Origin of the sequence: Chitinophaga sp. sic0106, from assembly GCF_019219075.1 — a bacterium.
Classification (GTDB): Bacteria; Bacteroidota; Bacteroidia; order Chitinophagales; family Chitinophagaceae; genus Chitinophaga.
The window spans coordinates 92,485-114,270 of the sequence record NZ_JAHUWJ010000022.1; the positions used below are offsets into that span (position 1 = coordinate 92,485).

17 protein-coding genes are annotated in these 21,786 nt (G+C 47.2%); 2 read left to right on the top strand and 15 right to left on the bottom strand.

Annotated elements, in window-relative coordinates:
- Nucleotides 1-251: 251 nt before the first annotated feature.
- Together KW844_RS24865 and KW844_RS24870 are read right to left on the bottom strand one after the other, a co-directional pair.
- Nucleotides 252-1,232 carry a hypothetical protein gene (locus KW844_RS24865; RefSeq protein WP_218379497.1) on the bottom strand — a complete coding sequence of 327 codons (981 nt, stop codon included), beginning with the start codon at nucleotides 1,230-1,232 and terminating at the stop codon, nucleotides 252-254.
- A gap of 15 nt (nucleotides 1,233-1,247) precedes the next feature.
- On the bottom strand, nucleotides 1,248-2,771 hold the full coding sequence (locus tag KW844_RS24870) for a hypothetical protein (protein ID WP_218379498.1): 1,524 nt from the start codon (nucleotides 2,769-2,771) through the stop codon (nucleotides 1,248-1,250).
- Between the two features lie 204 nt (nucleotides 2,772-2,975).
- On the opposite strand from KW844_RS24870, the gene KW844_RS24875 reads away from it, so the two are divergent.
- Complete coding sequence (locus KW844_RS24875) at nucleotides 2,976-3,893, top strand: TIGR01777 family oxidoreductase (protein ID WP_218379499.1); 918 nt, start codon at nucleotides 2,976-2,978, stop codon at nucleotides 3,891-3,893.
- Here the strand turns inward: KW844_RS24875 and KW844_RS24880 are convergent.
- From KW844_RS24880 to KW844_RS24910, 7 genes are all read right to left on the bottom strand, one after another.
- The gene (locus KW844_RS24880; protein ID WP_218379500.1) at nucleotides 3,865-5,127 is read right to left on the bottom strand and encodes an anthranilate synthase component I family protein; all 1,263 of its coding nucleotides are present in this window, start codon (nucleotides 5,125-5,127) and stop codon (nucleotides 3,865-3,867) included. The genes KW844_RS24875 and KW844_RS24880 overlap by 29 nt on opposite strands.
- Before the next feature lie 71 nt (nucleotides 5,128-5,198).
- Nucleotides 5,199-5,645 carry a hypothetical protein gene (locus KW844_RS24885; RefSeq protein WP_218379501.1) on the bottom strand — a complete coding sequence of 149 codons (447 nt, stop codon included), beginning with the start codon at nucleotides 5,643-5,645 and terminating at the stop codon, nucleotides 5,199-5,201.
- 93 nt (nucleotides 5,646-5,738) lie between these two features.
- A complete protein-coding gene (locus tag KW844_RS24890; protein WP_218379502.1) occupies nucleotides 5,739-7,010 on the bottom strand; it encodes an adenylosuccinate synthase in 1,272 nt (423 codons plus the stop codon).
- Nucleotides 7,011-7,244: 234 nt separating this feature from the next.
- Entirely contained in the window at nucleotides 7,245-9,494 is a 2,250-nt protein-coding gene (locus tag KW844_RS24895; protein ID WP_218379503.1) for a bifunctional (p)ppGpp synthetase/guanosine-3',5'-bis(diphosphate) 3'-pyrophosphohydrolase, read from the bottom strand.
- Between the two features lie 69 nt (nucleotides 9,495-9,563).
- Complete coding sequence (locus KW844_RS24900; protein WP_218379504.1) at nucleotides 9,564-10,322, bottom strand: response regulator transcription factor; 759 nt, start codon at nucleotides 10,320-10,322, stop codon at nucleotides 9,564-9,566.
- 303 nt (nucleotides 10,323-10,625) lie between these two features.
- Complete coding sequence (locus KW844_RS24905) at nucleotides 10,626-12,062, bottom strand: alpha-L-fucosidase (RefSeq protein ID WP_218379505.1); 1,437 nt, start codon at nucleotides 12,060-12,062, stop codon at nucleotides 10,626-10,628.
- Nucleotides 12,063-12,064: 2 nt separating this feature from the next.
- Nucleotides 12,065-14,647, bottom strand: a complete 2,583-nt coding sequence (locus KW844_RS24910) for a glycoside hydrolase family 2 protein (RefSeq protein ID WP_255578616.1) — start codon at nucleotides 14,645-14,647, stop codon at nucleotides 12,065-12,067.
- A gap of 80 nt (nucleotides 14,648-14,727) precedes the next feature.
- Here KW844_RS24910 and KW844_RS24915 point away from each other — a divergent pair, with 80 nt between their 5' ends.
- A complete protein-coding gene (locus KW844_RS24915; protein ID WP_178372071.1) occupies nucleotides 14,728-14,898 on the top strand; it encodes a DUF6728 family protein in 171 nt (56 codons plus the stop codon).
- 167 nt (nucleotides 14,899-15,065) lie between these two features.
- Here the strand turns inward: KW844_RS24915 and lpxB are convergent, their stop codons facing one another.
- The 6 genes from lpxB to KW844_RS24945 all read right to left on the bottom strand — a co-directional run bounded on the left by lpxB (nucleotide 15,066) and on the right by KW844_RS24945 (nucleotide 21,474).
- Entirely contained in the window at nucleotides 15,066-16,169 is a 1,104-nt protein-coding gene (lpxB, locus tag KW844_RS24920) for a lipid-A-disaccharide synthase (RefSeq protein WP_218379506.1), read from the bottom strand.
- A gap of 19 nt (nucleotides 16,170-16,188) precedes the next feature.
- Nucleotides 16,189-16,488, bottom strand: a complete 300-nt coding sequence (locus KW844_RS24925) for a hypothetical protein (protein WP_218379507.1) — start codon at nucleotides 16,486-16,488, stop codon at nucleotides 16,189-16,191.
- A 43-nt stretch (nucleotides 16,489-16,531) separates the two neighbouring features.
- Nucleotides 16,532-17,314, bottom strand: coding sequence for a 5'/3'-nucleotidase SurE (surE, locus tag KW844_RS24930; RefSeq protein WP_218379508.1), 783 nt, complete (start codon nucleotides 17,312-17,314; stop codon nucleotides 16,532-16,534).
- A gap of 83 nt (nucleotides 17,315-17,397) precedes the next feature.
- Entirely contained in the window at nucleotides 17,398-18,174 is a 777-nt protein-coding gene (locus tag KW844_RS24935; protein WP_218379509.1) for an ABC transporter permease, read from the bottom strand.
- Nucleotides 18,171-19,067, bottom strand: coding sequence for an ABC transporter ATP-binding protein (locus KW844_RS24940; protein ID WP_218379510.1), 897 nt, complete (start codon nucleotides 19,065-19,067; stop codon nucleotides 18,171-18,173). Before KW844_RS24940 ends, KW844_RS24935 begins: the two co-directional genes overlap by 4 nt.
- A gap of 7 nt (nucleotides 19,068-19,074) precedes the next feature.
- On the bottom strand, nucleotides 19,075-21,474 hold the full coding sequence (locus KW844_RS24945) for a 3-hydroxyacyl-CoA dehydrogenase/enoyl-CoA hydratase family protein (protein WP_218379511.1): 2,400 nt from the start codon (nucleotides 21,472-21,474) through the stop codon (nucleotides 19,075-19,077).
- Nucleotides 21,475-21,786 lie beyond the last annotated feature (312 nt).

A 21,786-nucleotide genomic window follows, 5' to 3' on the forward strand; every position in this document is an offset into this window, starting at 1 on the left:
TTTATTAATTGTTGTTTATCAAGCTTTTATTTGGAACTTAGCGATAATGGATGGCTTCGTTTGAGTATCAATATTCAATAATGCTGCCAAACTTTTACTATCTAAATCACTGGTTTCCCGTGCTCAGGAGACTTTTATATCTCCCTGACAAATCTACTAGGAAAGCACAAAATTACTTCGCCGCTCGCAATTTTCCATTGCCGTTCATCCGGAAATAACAAAATATTGAGTATCAGGTGCTTAAAAAATGGCTATCTGCTGAAATATTGCATAACTATCACATATGCGAAGGCCATGAGATGCACAATGTTAGCGAAAGCATCGCTGGGGATACACCAGAATACGTTGCCGGCAAAGATGGAGATCGGTAATACCGCCAGCACCCAGTAAGCGGGAGAAAAATGAATACCGAAAAATGGTATCAGCACGGCCACCGCCACATAAACAATGAGGGCTGCCCAGATTTTACGCCCCTGGATCAGCATTTTCTTCAATGGCCGCTGCAATAACAGCCAGCCGAGGAAAAAGAAGAGCAGGCAGGCCACCATGGCACCCCATACTTTATAATCAGTAATGATCGGGAGGGAGAACCCGATGTTAGGTATCATTCTCAGTAAGGTAATCTGATTGGTCAGAAACAGGTATGTACCCATCAGGTATAAGGGGCAAATCAGTCCCAGCAAGGCTATAATCCACTCCGCCAGCCGGAAGGCCCGCATGATCAACATACTTACCAGCAGCAGCAGGCAAAAGATCACGGAAGGAAAATACAGCAATCCGCAGATACCAATGGCAAATCCAATATTGAAAACCACATCCCTGGCGGATGTACGTGTATACAGCGACGTTATACTGGACACCACCCACAGCATAATCAGGTTTACCAGCAGGCCCGGGGAGAATACATTCCAGCTTTGCAGCATAGAAGTAAACAAAAGAAACGCCATCGCAGGCAGATAGGTAGGTTTGGCAAACAGCCGGTGGTGGTTTACAATTTTTGTAAACAGCAGCGACTGCACCAAAATCAGCAGGATGGCCAGCGAAGTATAGAACAACGGGCTTTCTCCTGCAAAACTATGCAGCCACTTTACGATCAGTTTATACAGCAATCCCTCTGAACCGTCGGCCACGTAGGTGGACGGATGCAGCAGATAGTAAAACTTTACAACCAGCGTGTATATCAACAACAGCAACACCGTAAGCGGATTGCCGGAACGGAAAAATTTTATCACAGTGCAAAGGTGTGATTAAAAGTCAATTTTAGCAAAGCAAATATAGTTCCTGTAGATGCACGGTATCAGTACTGATTTGGAACTGATTTGTTTCCCGTAGCGTGGCATCCAGGTGTAGCCTTTGTCCAGGTTACGCAGTGTAGGCATCCTGTTGATCTTACCGCTGGGCTCCAGGCTGTTGTCAGTCAGGATATAGCTTCTGCGGTCAAGGTCGTTATACAGGAAACGCAGCTCACTACCGATGTTTACCATCATGTAAGAAAGATACAGGTCGGCATTATCGTCAAACTGGCTCTTGTTCACGAAGTTATTCCATTGCATGTTTCCTTCTTCGTCAAAAGAAAGGACAATCACTTTATCGTAATGGTAGCGCAGGCCCTGGGAATTGTTCCAATAACCGGGATTGTAGTACCATGGAGAGTAAGGGGAATAATAATAGGGAGAATAAAAACCACTGTATGGATTACCGTACATGTAATTCCAGCGGTTCCATGGCTGGTAGCGGCTCGATGTAGAGAACGACTCAGCAGTAAGCAGGAAACCACCGTTGGCGGTATTGATCACCCGGCGGATGAAGTAGTCGTTAAAAGCAGCATTGGTACTGGATTCAGTACGTGCGGCGGCCTTTAGTTCAGGACTAAACAGGGCTGACTTCTCATAAATCGTTTTCTGATTCTTAAAATCATATTTATAGAGATATAAGCCTTCCACGTTTCCGCGCTTCTGCTTATAGTAGAATGCGGTAATCAGGGCGGTGCCTTTCTGGTTGTCCAGTTTCATCTTCACCTCATCCAGCATCTGGGATTTAAACTCCAGCGGGGTAACCTCGAAGCTATCCGTCAGCGGGTGTTTCACAATCATATTGCCGCTGATCACATAGTCTTTACTGCTGGTTCTTTCGAGCTTATTGAAGATGAAATCGCCGTCGTTGGTAAGGTTAAAGTTATTGAGGAAATACTTTTTTGACTGCATCGGCAAGCTCACCTTGCTGTTGTTTACCAGCTGCATGGCGCTGTCGTACAGAAAAGTATAGAAGAGATTGTTGTTTTCGTTGTCCTGGTTGATTTTATACACCATGATCCTGTTCTTGTCCTCGGACACTTCCAGGGAGTAGACTTTATTCTCTCTTGAATAATAACCGATACGGGTAGAATCAATCAGGAGTGGCTCTGCAGCAAATTTTGCATCCGGGCTCATAGTAGCGCAGTAGCTAAATATGGCATCCTTGTACTGGAACTGATAGATCATGAGAACTTTGTTGGGATAGGCTACAAAGTCCATGCTGATTACTTTTTTGGGCAGGAAGTCGAGCGGCACCCTTTCTTTCAGCTCCATGGCGTTGTCATACACAGAAACAGCATAGTCACCGCGGTCGGACTTATACACCAGTATATTTCCGGCTACACGGCCGATGATTTCGAACTCTGTATTTTTATAGTCATCCTTTTCGGGTTGTGAATAGGATATTTTCTGGGCCATCACCGTGGTGCCGGCCAGCAGCATCAATAGCAACAATTGGATGCGGTATAGTGTATGCATGCTTCAGTTGTGTTTCAAAAAGTTGTTGGTTATGCGTGGCAGACGGATTGCAGCTAACCTGATTTTCAAACTTACATTAAAATTTACAATATTGGTAAGCAATTTCCGTGCACAATTCCGTAGGCCTTTTCCCGTTACATTAATACCAAAAGGCTGGATTTATTGTGTACATTTAATTAATTTTTTTAAAACAGCATATTCTCAATGGAAACCGTTTTAATCACCGGTGGCACCGGGATGGTAGGCAGCGCATTAACGGACCTTTTACTGGAGAGAGGGTACAAGGTAATTGTGCTCACCCGTACACCAGAGCGGGGTCGTAATAAGCAGGTTACCTACGCCCGTTGGGATGTGAACACGCAAACTATAGATACTGCTGCGCTGCAGCAGGCCGACTATATCGTGCATCTTAGCGGCGCAAACGTAGGCGAGAAAAGGTGGACAGATGCCCGTAAGCAGGAAATTGTTACCAGCCGCACCCAGAGCAGTGAATTGATTGTAAAAGCCTTGCTGGCTACCCCTAATAAAGTTAAGAAAGTAATCAGCGCCTCCGCTACCGGCTATTATGGCCAATATACCAATCATATTTTCACCGAGTCGGACACCCCAGCGCAGGACTATCTCGGCACTACCACCCAGCTGTGGGAACAGGGTATTGCGGAGGTAAAATCTCTCGGTAAAAAACTCGTGACTTTTCGTATAGGCATTGTGTTGAGTCGCGATGGCGGCGCGCTCAAAGAGTTCTATAAACCGCTGCGCTTCGGTTTTGCCACAGTCATGGGCAATGGGGAGCAATATATCAGCTGGATACACATCCACGACCTGGTACGCTTGTTTTTCAACGCCATTGTAAACGACAAGCTGGAGGGCACTTACAACGCCGTGGCGCCTAACCCTGTCACCAACAAGGAACTGATACAAGCTATGGCCAGAGCCGCCAAAGGCAAAAGCTATATGATGGCTTATGTGCCTGCTGCTGTGCTCAAAGTGGCGTTGGGAGAAATGAGTGTGGAGGTCCTGAAGAGCGTGCGGGCATCGGCGGATAAGATCCAGCATACCGGGTTCCAGTTCTCCTATCCTACCATTGACAAGGCTATGGAGCAGTTGTTTCCGAAGCACTAAGTACTTTGCGCAGTGCGGCTGCTTTCAGCAGGCATTCTTCCCATTCTTTTTCCGGGTCACTGTAGAAGGTGATGGCCGATCCTGTCTGAAAGGATAGGTATCTGGCAGTAGCGTTATACAGGATGCTGCGTATCACCACATTAAAATCGAAATCGCCTTCCGGCGTGATATAGCCTACGGCACCTGAGTACAGCCCTCTGCGACTTTTCTCATGTGATTCAATCAGTTCCATCACGCTTTTCTTGGGTGCGCCTGTCATGGAGCCCATGGGGAAGGCATGCCGCAGCACTTCGGTGAATGGCTGGTTGTCCGGGAGGGTGGCTGCTACGGTGGATATCATGTGATGCACCTGTGCAAAGGAGTAGATACCAAAGAGTTCACGCACGTGTACGGAGCCTCTGATGGCGGCGTGACTGAGGTCATTCCGTACCAGGTCTACTACCATTACATTTTCGGCTCTCTCTTTAGCGTTGTTGAACAAGGCTTTTTTGAGTGCTTCGTCGGTGGCCGGGTCAGCATCTTTGCGGCTGGTTCCTTTTATAGGTTGGGAGATGATTTGGCGGCCTTTTTTCTGGATGAATCGTTCGGGGCTGGAACATACCATGTATTTGTCGTTCAGGCGGTAATACGCCGCAAACGGGGCCGGAGAGAGGGCGCTCAGCCGTGCATATAACGCCGGCGGGTATACGCTGGCGTTGGTAATAAAGTTTTCGCGGCAGAAGTTCACCTCATAGCAATCCCCGCGCAGGATGTGCTGCTGGAGGGATTTCACTGCGGCTATATAGCTGTCGTGGTCCAGGTGTGCCTGCAATGGTTGCGCGACGGGTGGTGTATTATCGGCAACGGTGGCGGGCATACCAAGGCATTCCAGTAATATGGCGTGGGCATCTTCTTCAGTGGCGTTGGGCATACCGATGGCTATTACTTCTTTTTCGAGCAGCATTACGATGCGCGGCTGAAAGAAGAACAGGTCCGGAAATCCGGTTCCATCTGGGTTTTGCGAGTGCAGGGAAGGTACTACTTCATTTTTGAGGTCGTAAGCGAGATGGCCGAATAACCAGTCCTTACGGCTGTCATAAAATTGCAGTAGTGCGTTAAAGGCGTTGCCTGCGGGCAGTTGCAATGTATCGATGGCATCTGCTCCAAGTATGGCTTCGTATTGATGATAAGACGACGGATAGTAGTTGTTGTCTAATAAACAACAAATGTTGAACCGGGCAGCCCAATTCAACATTTGTTGCTTAAATATTTTGTGATCATCAACCGGGAAAAAATAGAAATTCCTGATAATAACCAGTTTAGTGCTTAGAAATCGTCGTCATCATCATCAAAGCGATCATTGAACAGATCCATGTCTTTGAATTCGTCATCAAAGCCCAGATCGTCATCATCATCCCCTTTTTTGGTGCTAGGACGGCCACGTTTACCTTTAGATTTAGGCATGTCGAATTCTTCGAAGTCAGGATCATAGTCCTCATCTTCGCCTTTCTCCCATGCGTCATCTGCATCATCTACATCTCCATCTTCGTCGTCATCATCCTCATCATCGTCAGACTTACGTTTAGATTTAGATGGAGATTTATCTGATTTTTTTGAAGAAGATTTAGAAGTAGTTTCCTCCTCATCATCTTCCTCCTCATCATCTTCATCCACCTCTTTCTTAGGCTTGGCCGCAGCTTTAGGAGCGTCTTTTGCAGTCTTAGGAGAAGTAGTTTTTTTAGTCTCTTTCTCTTTATCAGATTTTGATTTCATAATAGGTTCACTTATTTCTTTGCCGTAAAGTTTTAATAGTTTTTTTTATTCGCCAAATTTTTTTTGCCGTTTTTTTTCCGTAATTTTTTGGACCTACTTTTCAAGTATCTGGTCGCGTCCCGGCCCGTTGGAAACGTATTTCACAGGAACGCCAAGATAATTCTCTACTGAAGATACGAAGCTTTTCATTTCGTTTGGTAACTCATTGAATTGCTTACAAGTAGCAGTTTTTTCTGTCCAGCCCGGGAACTTTTCGTACACCGGTGTAATGTCCAGGCCATTCAGTTGGAAAGGCAATTGTTTGGTTTGTTGTCCGTTGATTTCGTAAGCGGTACAAGCATATACTTCATCAAACTCATCAAGTACATCGGATTTGGTCATCACCAGTTGGGTAACACCGCTCAGCATGCAGGTATAGTTCAGTGCAACCAGGTCAATCCAGCCACAGCGGCGTGGGCGGCCTGTAACGGCACCAAATTCGTGACCAGCGGCGCGCAGTTGCTCACCGGTAGCATCATGCAGCTCGGTAGGGAAAGGACCACTACCTACGCGGGTGCAATAAGCTTTGGTAACACCAATTACTTCTTTGATCCATTGTGGTGCGATACCCAGACCGTTACAAACTCCGGCAGAGATAGTGTTGGAGGAGGTAACAAACGGATAAGTTCCGAAGTCCACATCCAGCATGCTACCTTGTGCGCCTTCCGCCAGTACTTTTTTACCGGCTTTCAGCTTTTCGTTGATAAAATACTCGCCGGCTACCACGTTCATGGTACGCAGGAATTTCACTGCTTCGAAGAACTCAGCTTCCCATGCAGCAATATCATCACTAAATTCGCTAATATCGAAATGAGACAGCAACTCCAGGTGCTTCTTTTTCAGTTTGGCATAGAGGTTTTCGAAGTCGGCCGACATCACATCACCAACGCGCAAACCGTTACGGCCGGTTTTATCCATATAGGCCGGGCCGATACCTTTTAAGGTAGAACCGATTTTATCATTGCCTTTAGAGATTTCAGATGCTTTATCCAGCGCTCTGTGCGTAGGAACAATGATATGGGTCTTTTCTGCAATGAAAAGATTTTTTGTCAGGTCGATGCCCAGTGCGGAAATATCCTGGCTCTCTTTCTGGAAAGCTACCGGGTCCAGCACTACCCCATTACCGATAAGGTTAATGGTACTATCGTGGAATACACCGGAAGGAATGGTGCGTAAAACTACTTTCTGTCCATTCACATACAATGTGTGTCCTGCGTTCGGACCGCCCTGGAAGCGGGCAATCACGTCGTATTTACCGGCAAAATAGTCCACAATTTTACCTTTACCTTCGTCGCCCCATTGCAGGCCTAACAAAACGTCTACCATAATGATTTAATTATTTATCGGAGGTTGTTGCTTTAAAAGAAGTCGCAAAATTAAAGCGATTTATAACAATTACAAACTCTGGAAATTACTTTCTCTGTTTGGGGGGCACATTCAGGCGTGCATTCAATTGACGGTTTGACCCTAACCTGCCCTGCGCCACGGGTGCTGGTCAGGTTAGGGAGAGATGAGGCGCCGCCGGCGCCTCATCTCTCCCTAAAAAAATAAAAAGCATTATCAGGACTCTTCCAGACGCTGCACAGATTGAATACCATCCAGGCTTTTAAGCTTTTCTACGAGCTCGTCCAGTTCGTCCTTATCATGGACATACACCTTGATCAAACCCTCAAAAAGGCCCTCTTTTGACTCAATACTGAGCGCCGAGATATTTACTTTCAGTTCTCCTGAAATAATATTTGTGATTTTGTGGATAACTCCCACATCATCCATTCCAATGATACGTAAACCAGTGAGGAAGGAGATTTCGCGGTTCTTTACCCATTTCGTTTTTACCACACGGTGCCCGTAGTTGGCCAGCAGCTGCGCTGCATTCGGACAATTGGTGCGGTGGATCTTGAGGCCTTCGCTGGCAGTGATAAAGCCAAATACATCATCACCAGGGATCGGACGGCAGCAGTTAGCCAGCTTGTAGGCAATCCTGTCGGAACTTTCACCGAAAATAATCAGCTCTGCGTCTTTTTTGCTGGGAATCTGGTGCTTCACTGCTTCTTCCGACACATGTTCCGGCTGTTTGACCGGTGCAGGCTTTGGTGGCTCCAGCTTATCACCCAACAGGGTGAATTCTTTGAGTTCCCGCAGGTCCACATTTTTTATCGCGATCTGGTAATACAGATCGAGCGGGCTGGACTGTTTATAAAACTGTACCAGCTCATTGATATTATACTGACTGGGATTGATTTTCATGTGATCCAGCTTACGCTCCAGCGTAGCCTTACCATCCATGGCAATCTTTCTTTTTTCTTCCTTCAGCGCATCTTTGATCTTGGACTTCGCTTTGGCGGTGAGCACAAAGTTGAGCCAGTCTTCAGATGGTTTTTGTTTGTTGGAGGTGATGATCTCCACCTGATCCCCGCTGCGCAGTTTATGGCTGAGCGGTACCAGCTTATAATTTACTTTGGCGCCTATACATTTGTTACCCACCGCACTGTGGATGGAGTAAGCAAAATCCAGTGAGGTAGAGCCTACAGGCAGGATCCTGAGGTCACCTTTCGGTGTATACACATAAATTTCTTCTGTAAACAGGTTGCTTTTGAAGTCGGCCAGGAAATCGAGCGTATTGGAATCCGGATTGCTGAGGATTTCCCTGATCTGCATAAACCACTGGTCAAACTTGGATTCCTGCTGTGGTGAGGAACTGCCTTCCTTGTAACGCCAGTGGGCGGCTACCCCTTTTTCGGCGTAGTCGTTCATGCGTTTGGAACGGATCTGCACTTCCACCCATTTACCGTTGGGGCCCATCACTGTCACGTGCAGGGCTTCATAACCGTTGGATTTGGGGTTACTGAGCCAGTCGCGGGTACGCTCAGGGCTGGGATGGTAAAAGTCGGTGATAATGGAATACACTTTCCAGCAATCGGCTTTTTCCTTATCCGGCGCTGAGTCCAGGATGATACGGATGGCGAACAGGTCGTATACTTCTTCGAAGGATACTCCTTTGGTTTTGATTTTATTATGGATGGAATGTATTGATTTCGGCCGGCCATAGATTTCGAAATCAAAGCCTTCTTCCTGCAATACTTCCTTAATAGGCTTGATAAACTCGTTGATATAGCGGGTACGTTCGCGTTTTGTTTCCTTGAGCTTGCGGGCAATATCCTTATAGGTTTGCTGCTCGGTATACTTCATGGCCAGGTCTTCCATTTCGGACTTGATAATATACAAGCCGAGGCGGTGTGCCAGCGGGGAATAGATAAATACCGTTTCGGAAGCTATTTTCAATTGCTTCTCGCGGCTCATACTGTCGAGCGTACGCATGTTATGCAGCCTGTCGGCCAGTTTGATCAGGATTACCCTGGGATCATCTGCCAGTGTAAGGAGGATTTTCTTGAAATTCTCTGCCTGTGCGGTACTGGTGCTGGAATCTATTACGGTGCTGATTTTCGTAAGGCCATCAACGATATGGGCGATTTCGTTACCAAATTCCCTGGTAATATCTTCCAGGGTTACTTCGGTATCTTCTACGGTATCATGTAAAAGTGCGCAGATAGCGGAGCGGACGCCCAGTCCGATTTCTTCCACGCATATCTGTGCTACGGCAAGCGGGTGCAGGATATACGGTTCGCCGGATTTGCGCCGCATTTCCTTGTGAGCGTCTGCTGCCATTTCAAAAGCAGTACGTACCAGTTCGCGGTCTCCCTTTTTCAGACGCGGTTTCAGCGCCCGGAGCAAGGCCCGGTAATGTCGTACAATCTCTTTCTTTTCCTGCTCTTCGTCTAAATTATATTTTTGAACTACCACTGTTTCCATTGCCTTAAAGTTACGATTAAATCTAATCTGAAAGAAACCTGGCTATGGAATTGGGTCATATTGAATGCCTTAGAGCCTGATGGGGTTTTCCAGCGGCACTGAAATCCGCTCTATCAACTTTCCTTCGGGCACTTTCAGCCGCAGGCCGGCATTGTGATATGTTTCCAGCTCTATATCCTGCAGGTATTCCCGGATAAGACGCCTTACCTTGGTAACATACACATCCATGCTGCGACTGTTCTGCAAATCGTCTTTTCCCCAAACGCGGATCAGGAGTTCATCCCGGCGGATGATCACGTTAGGACGACTAAAAAAATACCGCAACACCTTGGATTCCAGGGGGGATAGCTTTCCCGCCACATCCTTGGTACTGTTATCAAATACTTTCAGCTTACGGTAGTGAAAGGTGTAGTTATCCACAGAATGCGCCAGCAGGAGATCAGAGCGGAGTGGCCTGGAATATTTCAGAAACACCAGTATCTTCCGCATTAACTCCATGATATTGAATGGCTTGGTAAGATAGGTATCGCCACCGATCTCGAAGGATTCGATGCGGTCCGTATCTTCCGTCCTTTCCGCAGAAAAGAAAATGATACACACCAGCGTGCTTTTATCCCGGATGCTGCGCGCCAGCTCAAAGCCATTCATACCCGGCAGCACTATGTCCAGCAGGCACACATCAAATTTGGAGCGCTGGTATACCTGCCAGGCTTTCGCACCGTCCAGGCAATGCTCTACCCGGAATCCGGCATCTTCCAACCGGCGTTTTACAATACCACCGAAGACCTTATCGTCTTCTACCAACAAAATACGAGGGTTCTTATTCATGATTAAATGTGGGGGTTCTATTCACATTACTATCCTTGTAAATACCGAGTCCTGTATTGAGTCCAGATATGGTTATTTTCTACTTAAATTCTTTGTCTATGCAAGTTTTATAAAATTCCACTCATTTGCGGTTAATCAATCGTTAATCCAAAAACAAATATTCCTGCTGCTACAGTTGAATCAGATTTTTCTTGAGGGCCTATACGGGGCTGCCTTTACTATACCTACGTATAAAAAGCAAAAAAGGACTGACAGAAAGCCTGTCAATCCTTTTATATTTATTAACACTAATTCACATTATAATCACAGTTTTTCCACAGCACTGATCCTGATAGCAACAGCATGCTTAAATCCTTTACCCTGCATAGCTGATGGAATGTTAATAACGGTGCTTCCATTCGCAGTTTTCCACACTAAAGATTTCGCACCACCGAGGATTTCCACACGGGCTTTCTTAGCCGGGGTCAGTCCCTTAAAAGTGATGGTTGCCGGCAACTTTTCCTGATCATCCAATAAATATATGGCATACACACTGCCGTCCTTCTTCGTGGTGAAACAAACCTTACCGTCCTTATATGGCGCTACCGCCCTGGTACCGTAAATAGCATCACCGTTCACATGCATCCACTCACCTATTCCCTTCATAGTTGTATAAGCAGCGTCGTGCAACTCACCATCAGGACCAGGCCCCACATTCAGCAGGTAGTTACCACCTTTGGCCACAATGTCTACCAGATTATGAATCAAAGTATTGACAGACTTATACTGATCATTAGGAACATACGACCAGGAACCACCCATCGTCATACAGGTTTCCCATGGGTAGCTCAGCGGCTTGTCAGGGATCTGCTGCTCCGGTGTGCGGTAGTTTTCGTACTGGCTATGCACACTGCGGTCCACCACAATCAGGCCTGGCTGATGACCACGTGCCATAGCGGCAATCTTAGGCATATCAATATCCTGGTCCTGTGCTTTGGTAGTGCCCCAGGTCCTGGATTCTGCTGTCTGGTATTTTTCAGGACGTACCCAGCCGCCATCCAGCCAAAGGATTTCAAGTTTACCGTAACCGGTCATCAGTTCCTCAATCTGGTTGTAGGTAAACTGTTTGAATTTATTCCAGCGCTCAGGGTATTTGCTGATATCATAACTCGGATTCCTGTCCTTAGGCGGGAAATAACTCCACCAGTAATATTCGGTATTCCAGTCCGGCTTGGAGAAATAAGCACCGGTATGTACCCCTTCTTTGCGGAAGGCTTCAAATATTTCCTTAGCTACGTTTGCACGCGGATTTTTACTGAAAGCCACATCCGGCCCGGTAATGCGGTAATCTGTTTGTTTGGTATCAAACATACAGTAACCATCGTGGTGTTTTGTAGTAAACACCATATACTTCATACCTGCATCAGCAGCAGCTTTTGCCCAATGTTCAGGATTGAATTTTACCGGGTTGAATGATTTACCCAGTGCCTCATATTTTTTCAGATAGTCGTAATACGGTATGCCGTAAGGTTTACGCTGAGTGAAACCTTCATCTTCCGGACAAAGACTCCAGGATTCTACTACACCCCATTGAGAGTAAGGACCCCAGTGGATAATCATACCAAATTTCCAGTCCTGCCACTCATCCAGTTTTTGTTGTACTGCCTTGTCAGGTTCCGGAATATAAGGATGCTCTTCATGCTGTGCAACAGCATTCATCCCTATCAATGCCAGTCCTGCTGCCATTAAAAGTTTACGCATAGTTATTTTTTATAAGTGTCAACCAACGAAGTTATTTTCAGCTGTTGTTGTATGGCTGCTGCGGTGCGACTGGTGCGCAGGTGTATTGTGCGTTGTGTACCAGCCGGCAGGTCCATGAAGTTATCTTCAAAATGTTCGCCGTCCTTTTCTCCCTTCAGTTCCAGGTAAATATTTCTCGCAAGCTGTTTTGTTGTAATGGTTACATCCACGCCATTACCTGCATCCTTGCAGGCGACTGTAATTCCGGGCTGTTGTAACGCAATTTCTTTTGCTACTGCAAAGTAATACAGATTAGGATGCAGAACCTTATTGTCAATTACCAATTCAGTATAGAATATTACCTCATTGCGTTTTCTGCCTTGCAGCAAATCGTTTACTGCTATGGTATTCACCAGGGTGCTGGTACCATCTTGTATTTTACGTGCAGGTATTTTTTTCTGGGAGATGATATTGCCTTGCAGGTCAGTGAGTGTAAGATTTATCCCAATATTCCAGGCTGTTTTATCCGCTTTTTCGTCGGTGATTACATAGGTTTTCAACTGCCCATCTTCCTCTGCTGAGGACGGGATCACCGGCTCGAATGCGCGCTTAGCGTAGTATTGCAGCGCTTTCCATCTCCCAAAATAATCCCTGCCCGACCAGGAAGGCCCCGGCCAGCAATCATTCAACTGCCAGTACAGGCTGCCCATGCAATAAGGCATGTTCCTGCGGTGTGCTTCTATGGCCACTTTCATGCCTTCCGCCTGTAGCACCTGACTCAGGTACACAAATGCAGGAAAATCTGTTGGCGTATCATAATAGTGATCCATGTAAATCTTAATCGCCGTATTCCCTTTCGCAGGGCTCTTTTGGTGGGATTGCATCACATTGGAAAAAATGTGATAATCTGCTGCAGTGGCAAAGCTGTCAATGGTTTGCATCCCCGGAAACGATTGAAAACCGTATTCACTCATGAAGCGCGGAATATGTGTATTATAGGCTTCGAACCACTCCATACCGTGCCAGATACCCCAGTAGTGATTATCACCCTTGGTGAAATCTTCTTTCTTTCCCCAGTTACTGATGGGAGAAGAGTGGAAATAAAACGTGCCCGGATTATTTTCTTTTACTGCTGCCGGTAATATCTCCTTAAACAATTTATCATAAGCACGCTGCATGCCTTCATACTGCGAATTCGTATAGGCGTAGCCGTCTTGCCAACCCCAGTTTTTAATAGCCACTGCAATTTCATTATTACCGCACCACAGCGCCATTGACGCGTGATCCTTCAGTCGGTTGATGTTATAAACCGCCTCCCTTCTTGCATTTTCCAGGAATGATTTATCGCCGGGGTATAACGTGCACGCATACATGAAATCCTGCCATACTAAAATCCCTTTTTCATCCGCGAGGTCGTAGAATTCATCATTTTCATAGATGCCACCACCCCATACACGCACCATATTGAAATGGCTTTCCTGCATATCGTCGAACAGCTGTTTGTATTTTTCTTTTGTAACACGTGGCAGAAAATTATCCTGGGGGATGTAGTTGGAACCTTTCATAAACACCGGACGGCCATTGACTTTCACAAAAAAGCTTTCGCCCTGGGCATCTGGTTTGTTTTCCACTTCGATGGTACGCAAGCCAATTTTTTTGCCCGCCTGTGCAATCGGCTGTTTATTATCCAATAGCTGCACCGCAATACTGTAAAGGTTTTGTGCCCCCATGCCGTTAGGCCACCAGCGTTGCGGATTTTTAACGGATAAATTTACCGTTACTTCATTAACGCCTGCTTTAAGCGTAACCGGAATAGTGGTGGCCACCGGCTTAGCGCCGTCTTTCGACAATGCAGCGCTTAGCTGGTAAGTACCTGCTGTAACGGCTTCCAGCTTCACAGTAGTAGCAATATCAGCTTTTGCGGCAGTGGTATTTTGTTGGATTGATATGTTGCGGATAGCTGCTTTACTCCATGCGCGCAACAGTACCGGGCGCCATACACCGCTGGTAACCAGCCGCGGGCCCCAATCCCAGCCATAATGATACGGCGCTTTTCGCGCATACACACTCAATGGAATATCACTCGCATCGTTGCCCGCAGGGTAAATGACGCTGTCGCGCAAAAAGCGTGGCATATCATGTTTGATCGGACTTTCGAACTTAATCAGCAGGGTATTTTTCCCCACCTTCAGGTGTTTCTTCACATCGGCAGACCAGGAAAGAAACATATTATTCGTAACCAGTACATCCCGGTTATTCACGGATACTTCTGCGTAGGTATCCAGGCCCAGGAATTCCAGTTCTACTACCTCCTGCTGCAGTTGTGCTGCTGTTACCTCAAATGTACATTTGTACCACCAGTCTTTTTTATCCACCCACTGCACGGCTTTTTCGTTCATTCCTTTGAATGGGTCGGGAATGAGCTGATGTGCCAGCAGGTCTGTGTGCACGGTACCGGGAACAGTGGCACTGCGCCACACCCGCTCATCCGGACGGCCAAATTCCCACCCACTTTTCAGCGTATCTACCTGGGAGTAAATCGATTTAGTAAAAAAGGATAAAAAAAAGATCACCAGCAAAAAGCGACCCATCAGCTTTAATTTCATAACCAGATGATGATTTGAGTAGGCACCAAAAATAACAATCTCAGGGGAAATGAGAATAATAGTTTTACGATCTTTACCGTATGAAAAGTATGTGGCAGCAAATATTGCGTTATTTCTATATAGGCAAAAAAGATCCGAATGCGCCTAAAACCCGCTATGTAGCGATGATGCACGGGATGAACCGGATCAGCATCATTGTGTTTTTTATTGCGGTAATTATTGTGATTTACCGGTTGATAAGGAGACACTAAAGCTTTTAAAGCTATTGTTTTCCCGTCCACCTGAGGTGGACGGGAAAGCCCTGCAAAAAGGCCCGGACCATTGGTCCGGGCCTTTTTGCAGGGAAATAATTTCGGGCGTAATGGTAAATCACCTCCGCTGCGCGATCTCCGCGAAGAGTTGTTGGCCTGCAGTAGGTTTATTCGCGGGCAAAATTATATATCACTTCCGCAGCGCGGCGACTAGCGTCTTTTTCCCCCAGCTTATGCCAGAGGGCTGCATAGTCGGCAGCCAGTTCATTACGGCGGGTATCATCTTTCAGCAATGCTGACAATTCTTTGAGCAGGTTTGCTTCCGTGAGATCGTTTTGAATCAGTTCTTTCACTACCAGCTTATCCATCACCAGGTTTACCAGGGAGATGTATTTTACTTTAATCAGGTTTTTGGCCAGCAGATAAGATACCGGATTCCCTTTATAGCAAACGATTTCAGGCACACCAAACAAGGCTGTTTCCAGGGTGGCGGTACCGGATGTTACCAGTGCAGCCGTTGCCTGTCGCAACAACGGATAGGTTTTACCCTTTACTTTTGATACGTTGGGATGCTGTCCGATGAGGCTTTCCAGGAAATCGTCGTCCAGGCTGGGGGCCTGTGCTACCACAAACTGGTATTCAGGGAAGTGTTTGGCCATGGTGAGCATGATAGGCAACTTTACACTTACTTCCTGCTTGCGGCTGCCAGGCAGCACGGCAATGATCGGTTTTTCCACAATGGGTGCGTCAGCGGACTTTGCTTTCTCCGCTTTAATTACCTCTACCAGCGGATGGCCCACATATTCTACCTCGTAATTCCATTTATGGTAAAAATCCTGCTCAAATGGCAGGATGCAAAGCATTTTATCTACCGTACGTTTGATCTTTTTAACCCTGTTCTCTTTCCAGGCCCATACCTGTGGAGAGATATAGTATACCACTTTATAGCCTTCCGCCTTCGCCCATTCGGCAATACGCATGTTAAAGCCGGGATAATCCACGAGGATGAGCACATCGGGTTTAAAAGCGCTGATATCTTTTTTACAGGTATCTATATTGCGGAGAATGGTACGCAGGTTCATCAGCACTTCCACGAATCCCATGAAGGCCAGTTCCTTATAATGCTTCACCACCTTTACGCCTGCTGCTTCCATCAGGTCGCCGCCCCAGCCGCGTATATCCGCTGAGGTATCCTGCTGCTTCAACTGTTTTATCAGGTTACTACCGTGCAGGTCACCTGATGCCTCTCCCGCAATAATGTAATATTTCAAATTCCGTTGCTGTTAATAATTATCTGATAATTTTCATGAGCAGTATCGCGATGGCGTACAGCATGGTTACCAGGAATATTCCTTTAGCTGTCAGATCGCGCCTGTTGCGGGTGTAAAGATAAAACACCACGCCGTTTAATAACAGGCAGATACTGGTTAATTTAGGGATCAGGCGGTAATTCCCTTTCAGCTGTCCCAGAAACTGGGTAAACTCAATGTTGGAAGGTCGCACTGCCACCAGATAGTACAGGAAAAACGCCAGGATCGGTGTAATAAATCCCAGTAATATTCCCAGCGGTAAATTGTCTTTCTTTAACATAACATGATTGTGATGGCGATAGGACGGGTAACTGTACGCAGTGTTACTTCATATCTTTCCACTCTTCCTCCAGTTGCTTTTTCAGTTGATAGTTGGTCAGATCAAACTGCACCGGCACCAAAGATGCGTAGCCGTTTTCCAATGCCCAAACGTCAGTATCATCGCCTGTATCGCGGTTTTTAAATTCGCCTGTCAGCCAGTAATATTTCTTTCCGTGCGGATCTCGTCTTTCGTCAAATTCCTCTACCCACTTGGCATCTGCCTGCCGGCAGATTTTGATGCCCCGGTAGTTTTTTTCTTCCACAATCGGGATGTTCACATTAAACAGCGTACCTACCGGCAGTTCAGCCGATAACATCCTTTCTGCCACTTCCCGCGCTACTTTTGCAGGAAGGGAAAAATCAGCGGTGTAATCATATTCCAGGAAAGAAAATCCCGCAGAGGGGATACCTTCTATAGCAGCTTCCATGGCGGCTGACATGGTACCGGAGTAAATCACATTGATGGAATGGTTAGCACCGTGGTTAATTCCGCTCACACAAAGGTCCGGCTTGCGGCCACCCAGGATCTTGTCCCTGGCCAGCTTCACACAGTCCACCGGCGTACCGGAGCACTGCCAGGCCTCAATGCCTTCGAAAATATCCACCTGGTTTAACCGTAAGGGAACACCGATCGTAATAGCGTGCCCCATGCCCGATTGCGGACTGTCGGGCGCTACCACCACCACTCTTCCCAGCGGCCTCACCGCCTCTATCAATGCACGAATACCTGGCGAAGTAATACCATCATCATTCGTTACCAAAATCAACTTTTCCTTTACTGCCATAGTTCGGAATTTTTCTTTCTTTCACAAATTTACGCTCTCTCCTACACATTTCGCTTTAAAAGAATGTGAAATATATAATCTTTCTACAAATCTGATTTCATCATCCTCCTGAAAACGATGTACATCGCCAGGCTGATATAAGCCACCATAGCGATGATGTATACATAAGGCTCAAATACCTCTTTTGCGATCATTTTCCCGAACAGCGGCACCGGCAGCAGCTCATCGCCCGCCTGCAAAGGCAGCAGGCCGCCAACCTTACCAAACTGACGGGTAAGCAATGCCGACAGAATATTATCAATCATCATCGTATACGCAAAAAAGATCACGATAGCAATACCTGCGCGCTTCAGCAAAACCGCTATCAGTAAGGCGAGCGAGAGGGTAACCATGACCTGCAGAAAGTAATACACCACGTAGCGGTAATCTTCAAAGGAAACACTGGTATCTCCATAACTAACCCCCACAATAATACCTATGATGGTAGATAACGCCAACGCCAGTACGGAGAGTGCTACCAACCAAAACAGTTTCGCATATACGAATTCCCGCCTGTCCCAGCCATCGATGATGTTCTGCCGGTTAGTACGGAAGGTATATTCGTTGGTGGTGAGGATGATCAGTAAAATCGCGAACAGGCCGGAAGTATAGGAGGAGATGCTGGCCACGCTGAGCCATATGGCCGGGAAGCTGAACGGTTGTCCCATCAGCTGTGTGGCTTTTTTCAGGTCACCATTGCTGAAGAGATTGGCCATAAAAAAGTTAGCGGCAAGAGGGATAATAACGGCCAGGAGCAGCATCACCCAAAAGGTGCGATAGGTGCGCACTTTGAGCCATTCGGTCCAAATTATATTTTTCATGAGTTTGAGGTATGGGTCAGTTCCAGGAATGCTTTTTCGAGGCTCTTTTTACGCAGTTGCAGTTGGCTCAGCCAGATACCGTTGTTGGCGCACCATCCATTGATGGCTGCGGTATCGGGATAGGAATCAAAAGTGGCAATCACGCTGCTGCCGCTGATTACAGCGCTGTTGCAGCCAGGATAGCGCAGCATCAGTGCTGCCAGCGCGCTGTTGTCAGAAGCGGACAATTCCACAAAATCATTCCGCTGTATCACTTCTGTAACGGCGCCCGACAGGAGTAACTGTCCACGTTGCAAAATGGCCACATGCGTACATACTTTTTCCACTTCATCGAGCAGGTGGCTGGCCAGGATAATCGTTTTCCCGGATTGGGCCAGGTTGTGGATAATACCACGCACTTCTGCAATACCGGAAGGATCAAGTCCGTTGGTAGGTTCATCGAGGATGAGTACATCCGGATCACCCAGCAGTACGGCCGCAAGCGCCAGGCGTTGCTTCATTCCCAGGGAGTAGGTTTTGAAGGCAGCGTCTTTGCGGGCATACAAGCCACATACCTTGAGTACCCGCTCGATATCATCAGCACCTCTGCGTTTGATGCTGGCAGAAATTTCGAGGTTCTTCCAGCCGCTGAGGTAGTGGTAGAAATTGGGCGTTTCCAGTAGTGTACCTATGCTGCGTCGCTGTGTGGCAGTACCGGCTTTCCCGAAGAGCTGGAATGTACCGCTGTCGGCTTTCAGTACATCAGTAACAATGCCCAGCAGCGTAGTTTTCCCGCTGCCATTGGGACCTAAAATACCAAAGACGCTGCCAGGGGGAACGTCGAAAGAAACACCTGACAGCGCCTGTACGGCACCATACCTTTTGGAGATGCCTTGTAAGGATAGTATTGACATTGGCTAATTAATTCCTGATAGGTTTACCTGTTTTAATTACACTCTGTAATCTTTCCAGGGTTTTGCGTTCACCGCACAAGCTGAGGAATGCCTCGCGCTCCAGGTCGAGCAGGTATTGCTCGCTCACCAGGGTAGGCTCCGTCAGGTCTCCGCCGCACATCACATAGGCCAGTTTCTGGGCTACTTTTTCATCGTGCTCGGAGATGTAGTTACCAAACTTCATGGCATATATACCGGCCAGCAGGGCGCCGAGCGCGCTGCGACCCATTACTTTCACATCTGTTCTTTCTACAGGGCGGGTATAACCTTCGTCTGCCAGGGCGATGACGCTGCGTTTAGCATCTGCAATCAGGCGGCTGGGGTTCATGGTGATTTCATCATGACCTTTGCGAAGCACGCCCATATCGAAGCCTTCAAAACCGGAGGTCGCTACTTTGGCGGTAGCTACGGTCATGAAGTAATCTTTCAGCGGCTCTTCTTCTATGCGGCCTTCCTTGAATTCGTTGCTGGCACGCAAAGCCATTTCTTTGGTACCACCGCCGCCAGGAATGAGGCCTACGCCCAGTTCCACGAGGCCGATATAAGTTTCAGCAGCAGCCTGCACTTTGTCCGCATGCAATGCCATTTCGCAGCCCCCCCCGAGTGTGAGCGCATGTGGCGCTACCACTACCGGTATGCTGGAATAACGCAAACGCATAGTGGAACGCTGAAACAGCCGTACCGCCATATCCAGCTCATCATACTCCTGCTCAGCGGCCATCATGAAGATCATGCCCACGTTGGCGCCTGCACTGAAGTTAGCCCCATCGTTAGCGACTACCAGGCCACGGAAGTCTTTCTCCGCACGGTCTACCGCCTTGTTCAGCCCTTCGAGCACTTCACCGCCAATAGTATTCATTTTCGTTTGCCAGTCGAAGCATACCACACCATCGCCGATGTCAATCAGTCTGCTAACGCTGTTTTTCCAGATCACGTTGCTGCCGTAGTTTTCCAGGATGATGAAGGCCCCTTCACCAGGCAATGCTTTATAGTCCTGCGATGCAATATCGTAATAGTATTTTTTTCCGTTTTCTACTTTGTAGAAGTTCCTGATACCTTTTGCCAGCATATCTTTCACCCACTGTGCTACGGTAAGACCTTTCTCTTCTACTTTTTTCGCATAGGCTTCTACATCCAGCAGGTCCCAGCTCTCGAATGGACCAATTTCCCAGCCGAAGCCGGCTTTCATGGCATCATCTACTTTGTAGAGGTCGTCCGCAATTTCAGGGATGCGATGCGACACATAGGAGAACAGGTAAGCATGGAACTGTTGATAGAACTCGCCGGCTTTATCGGAGGAGCCAGCCAGTATTTTCAGCCGCTGCTTCAGGTCTTCCACGGGTTTAGCCGCATCAATGCTGCTGAAGCGGGCTTTTTGTTTAGGCCCGTACTCCATAGTCTGGAGGTTGAGGGTAAGGATCTCTTTTCCGTTCGCCCCTGTTGTCTTCTTATAAAAACCCTGACCTGTCTTATCTCCCAGCCAGTTGTTCTCCACCACTTTCTGTAAGAAATCAGGAATTTTGAAGATGCCAATGGCTTCGTCATCCGGGCAATTCTCCAGCACCCCTTTTGCCACTTTCACGAGGGTATCAATTCCCACCACGTCCGCCGTGCGGAAGGTAGCCGATTTAGGGCGGCCAATCACCGGACCTGTGAGCGCATCAATTTCATCGATGCCCAGGCCCATTTCCTGCATGATATGGAAGATGGCCATGATAGAATACACGCCTACGCGGTTAGCGATAAAGGCAGGTGTATCCTTACAGAGCACCGTGGTTTTACCCAGGTACAGGTCACCGTACTCCATGAGGAAATCAATGACCGCAGGATCCGTATGTGGTGTTGGAATAATTTCGAGCAGGCGCAGGTAGCGCGGCGGATTAAAGAAGTGGCTGCCACAGAAGTTTTTCTGAAAATCTTCACTGCGGCCTTCTGCCATCAGGTGAATGGGAATGCCAGAGGTATTGGAAGTAATGAGCGTTCCGGGTTTACGGAACTGTTCCACCTGTTCAAACACTATTTTTTTCACGGCCAGGTTTTCCACCACTACTTCAATGATCCAGTCGCAATCTGCGATTTTTTTCATGTCGTCCGTGAAATTGCCTGTTTTGATGCGTTTTACTACATCTTTCGTGAAAACAGGAGAGGGATTTGACTTAACAGCAGCCTGGAGAGCGTCATTCACAATCCGGTTCTTCACTGCAGGACTATCCAATGTGAGGTTTTTCTTCTTTTCTGCGTCGTTCAGTTCTTTTGGTGCGATATCAAGCAGTAGTACCTGAACTCCAATGCCTGCAAAGTGACAGGCAATTCTTGATCCCATAACCCCAGAGCCTAGTACGGCTACTTTATTGATGTGTCTTTGCATATTACGTCCAGCTTTAATCTGTTAGTGAATACAATCAATATTTTTAGATTCCTGAATTTATGAATTTTTAGGGTTTAAAAGTCAGGGGGAATGTTAAAGTTCAGGTTTCCTGTTCCTCTCGTCCGCCTTCGGCAGACGGGAGGAACAGGGCTTGGGGTCCCACCAGCGGTGGGGCCCCAAGCCCTGAAATCGAGTAGGAAGTGAGGGATTATTTCCCTCACTGTCCTCTCACACCACCGTACATGCGGTTCCGCATACGGCGGTTTGTTAGAATAAGTTCATTTGGTGGGTTGTTTTCCAATAGTAGTAGTT

Excerpts from the sequence above, each read along its gene's own strand:
- KW844_RS24870 (WP_218379498.1), bottom strand. The coding sequence starts at position 2,771 with ATGCATACACTATACCGCATCCAATTGTTGCTATTGATGCTGCTGGCC.
- KW844_RS24875 (WP_218379499.1), top strand. The coding sequence starts at position 2,976 with ATGGAAACCGTTTTAATCACCGGTGGCACCGGGATGGTAGGCAGCGCA.
- KW844_RS24880 (WP_218379500.1), bottom strand. The coding sequence starts at position 5,127 with ATGTTGAATTGGGCTGCCCGGTTCAACATTTGTTGTTTATTAGACAAC.
- KW844_RS24885 (WP_218379501.1), bottom strand. The coding sequence starts at position 5,645 with ATGAAATCAAAATCTGATAAAGAGAAAGAGACTAAAAAAACTACTTCT.
- KW844_RS24890 (WP_218379502.1), bottom strand. The coding sequence starts at position 7,010 with ATGGTAGACGTTTTGTTAGGCCTGCAATGGGGCGACGAAGGTAAAGGT.
- KW844_RS24895 (WP_218379503.1), bottom strand. The coding sequence starts at position 9,494 with ATGGAAACAGTGGTAGTTCAAAAATATAATTTAGACGAAGAGCAGGAA.
- KW844_RS24900 (WP_218379504.1), bottom strand. The coding sequence starts at position 10,322 with ATGAATAAGAACCCTCGTATTTTGTTGGTAGAAGACGATAAGGTCTTC.
- KW844_RS24905 (WP_218379505.1), bottom strand. The coding sequence starts at position 12,062 with ATGCGTAAACTTTTAATGGCAGCAGGACTGGCATTGATAGGGATGAAT.
- KW844_RS24910 (WP_255578616.1), bottom strand. The coding sequence starts at position 14,647 with ATGAAATTAAAGCTGATGGGTCGCTTTTTGCTGGTGATCTTTTTTTTA.
- KW844_RS24915 (WP_178372071.1), top strand. The coding sequence starts at position 14,728 with ATGAAAAGTATGTGGCAGCAAATATTGCGTTATTTCTATATAGGCAAA.
- KW844_RS24925 (WP_218379507.1), bottom strand. The coding sequence starts at position 16,488 with ATGTTAAAGAAAGACAATTTACCGCTGGGAATATTACTGGGATTTATT.
- surE (WP_218379508.1), bottom strand. The coding sequence starts at position 17,314 with ATGGCAGTAAAGGAAAAGTTGATTTTGGTAACGAATGATGATGGTATT.
- KW844_RS24935 (WP_218379509.1), bottom strand. The coding sequence starts at position 18,174 with ATGAAAAATATAATTTGGACCGAATGGCTCAAAGTGCGCACCTATCGC.
- KW844_RS24940 (WP_218379510.1), bottom strand. The coding sequence starts at position 19,067 with ATGTCAATACTATCCTTACAAGGCATCTCCAAAAGGTATGGTGCCGTA.
- KW844_RS24945 (WP_218379511.1), bottom strand. The coding sequence starts at position 21,474 with ATGCAAAGACACATCAATAAAGTAGCCGTACTAGGCTCTGGGGTTATG.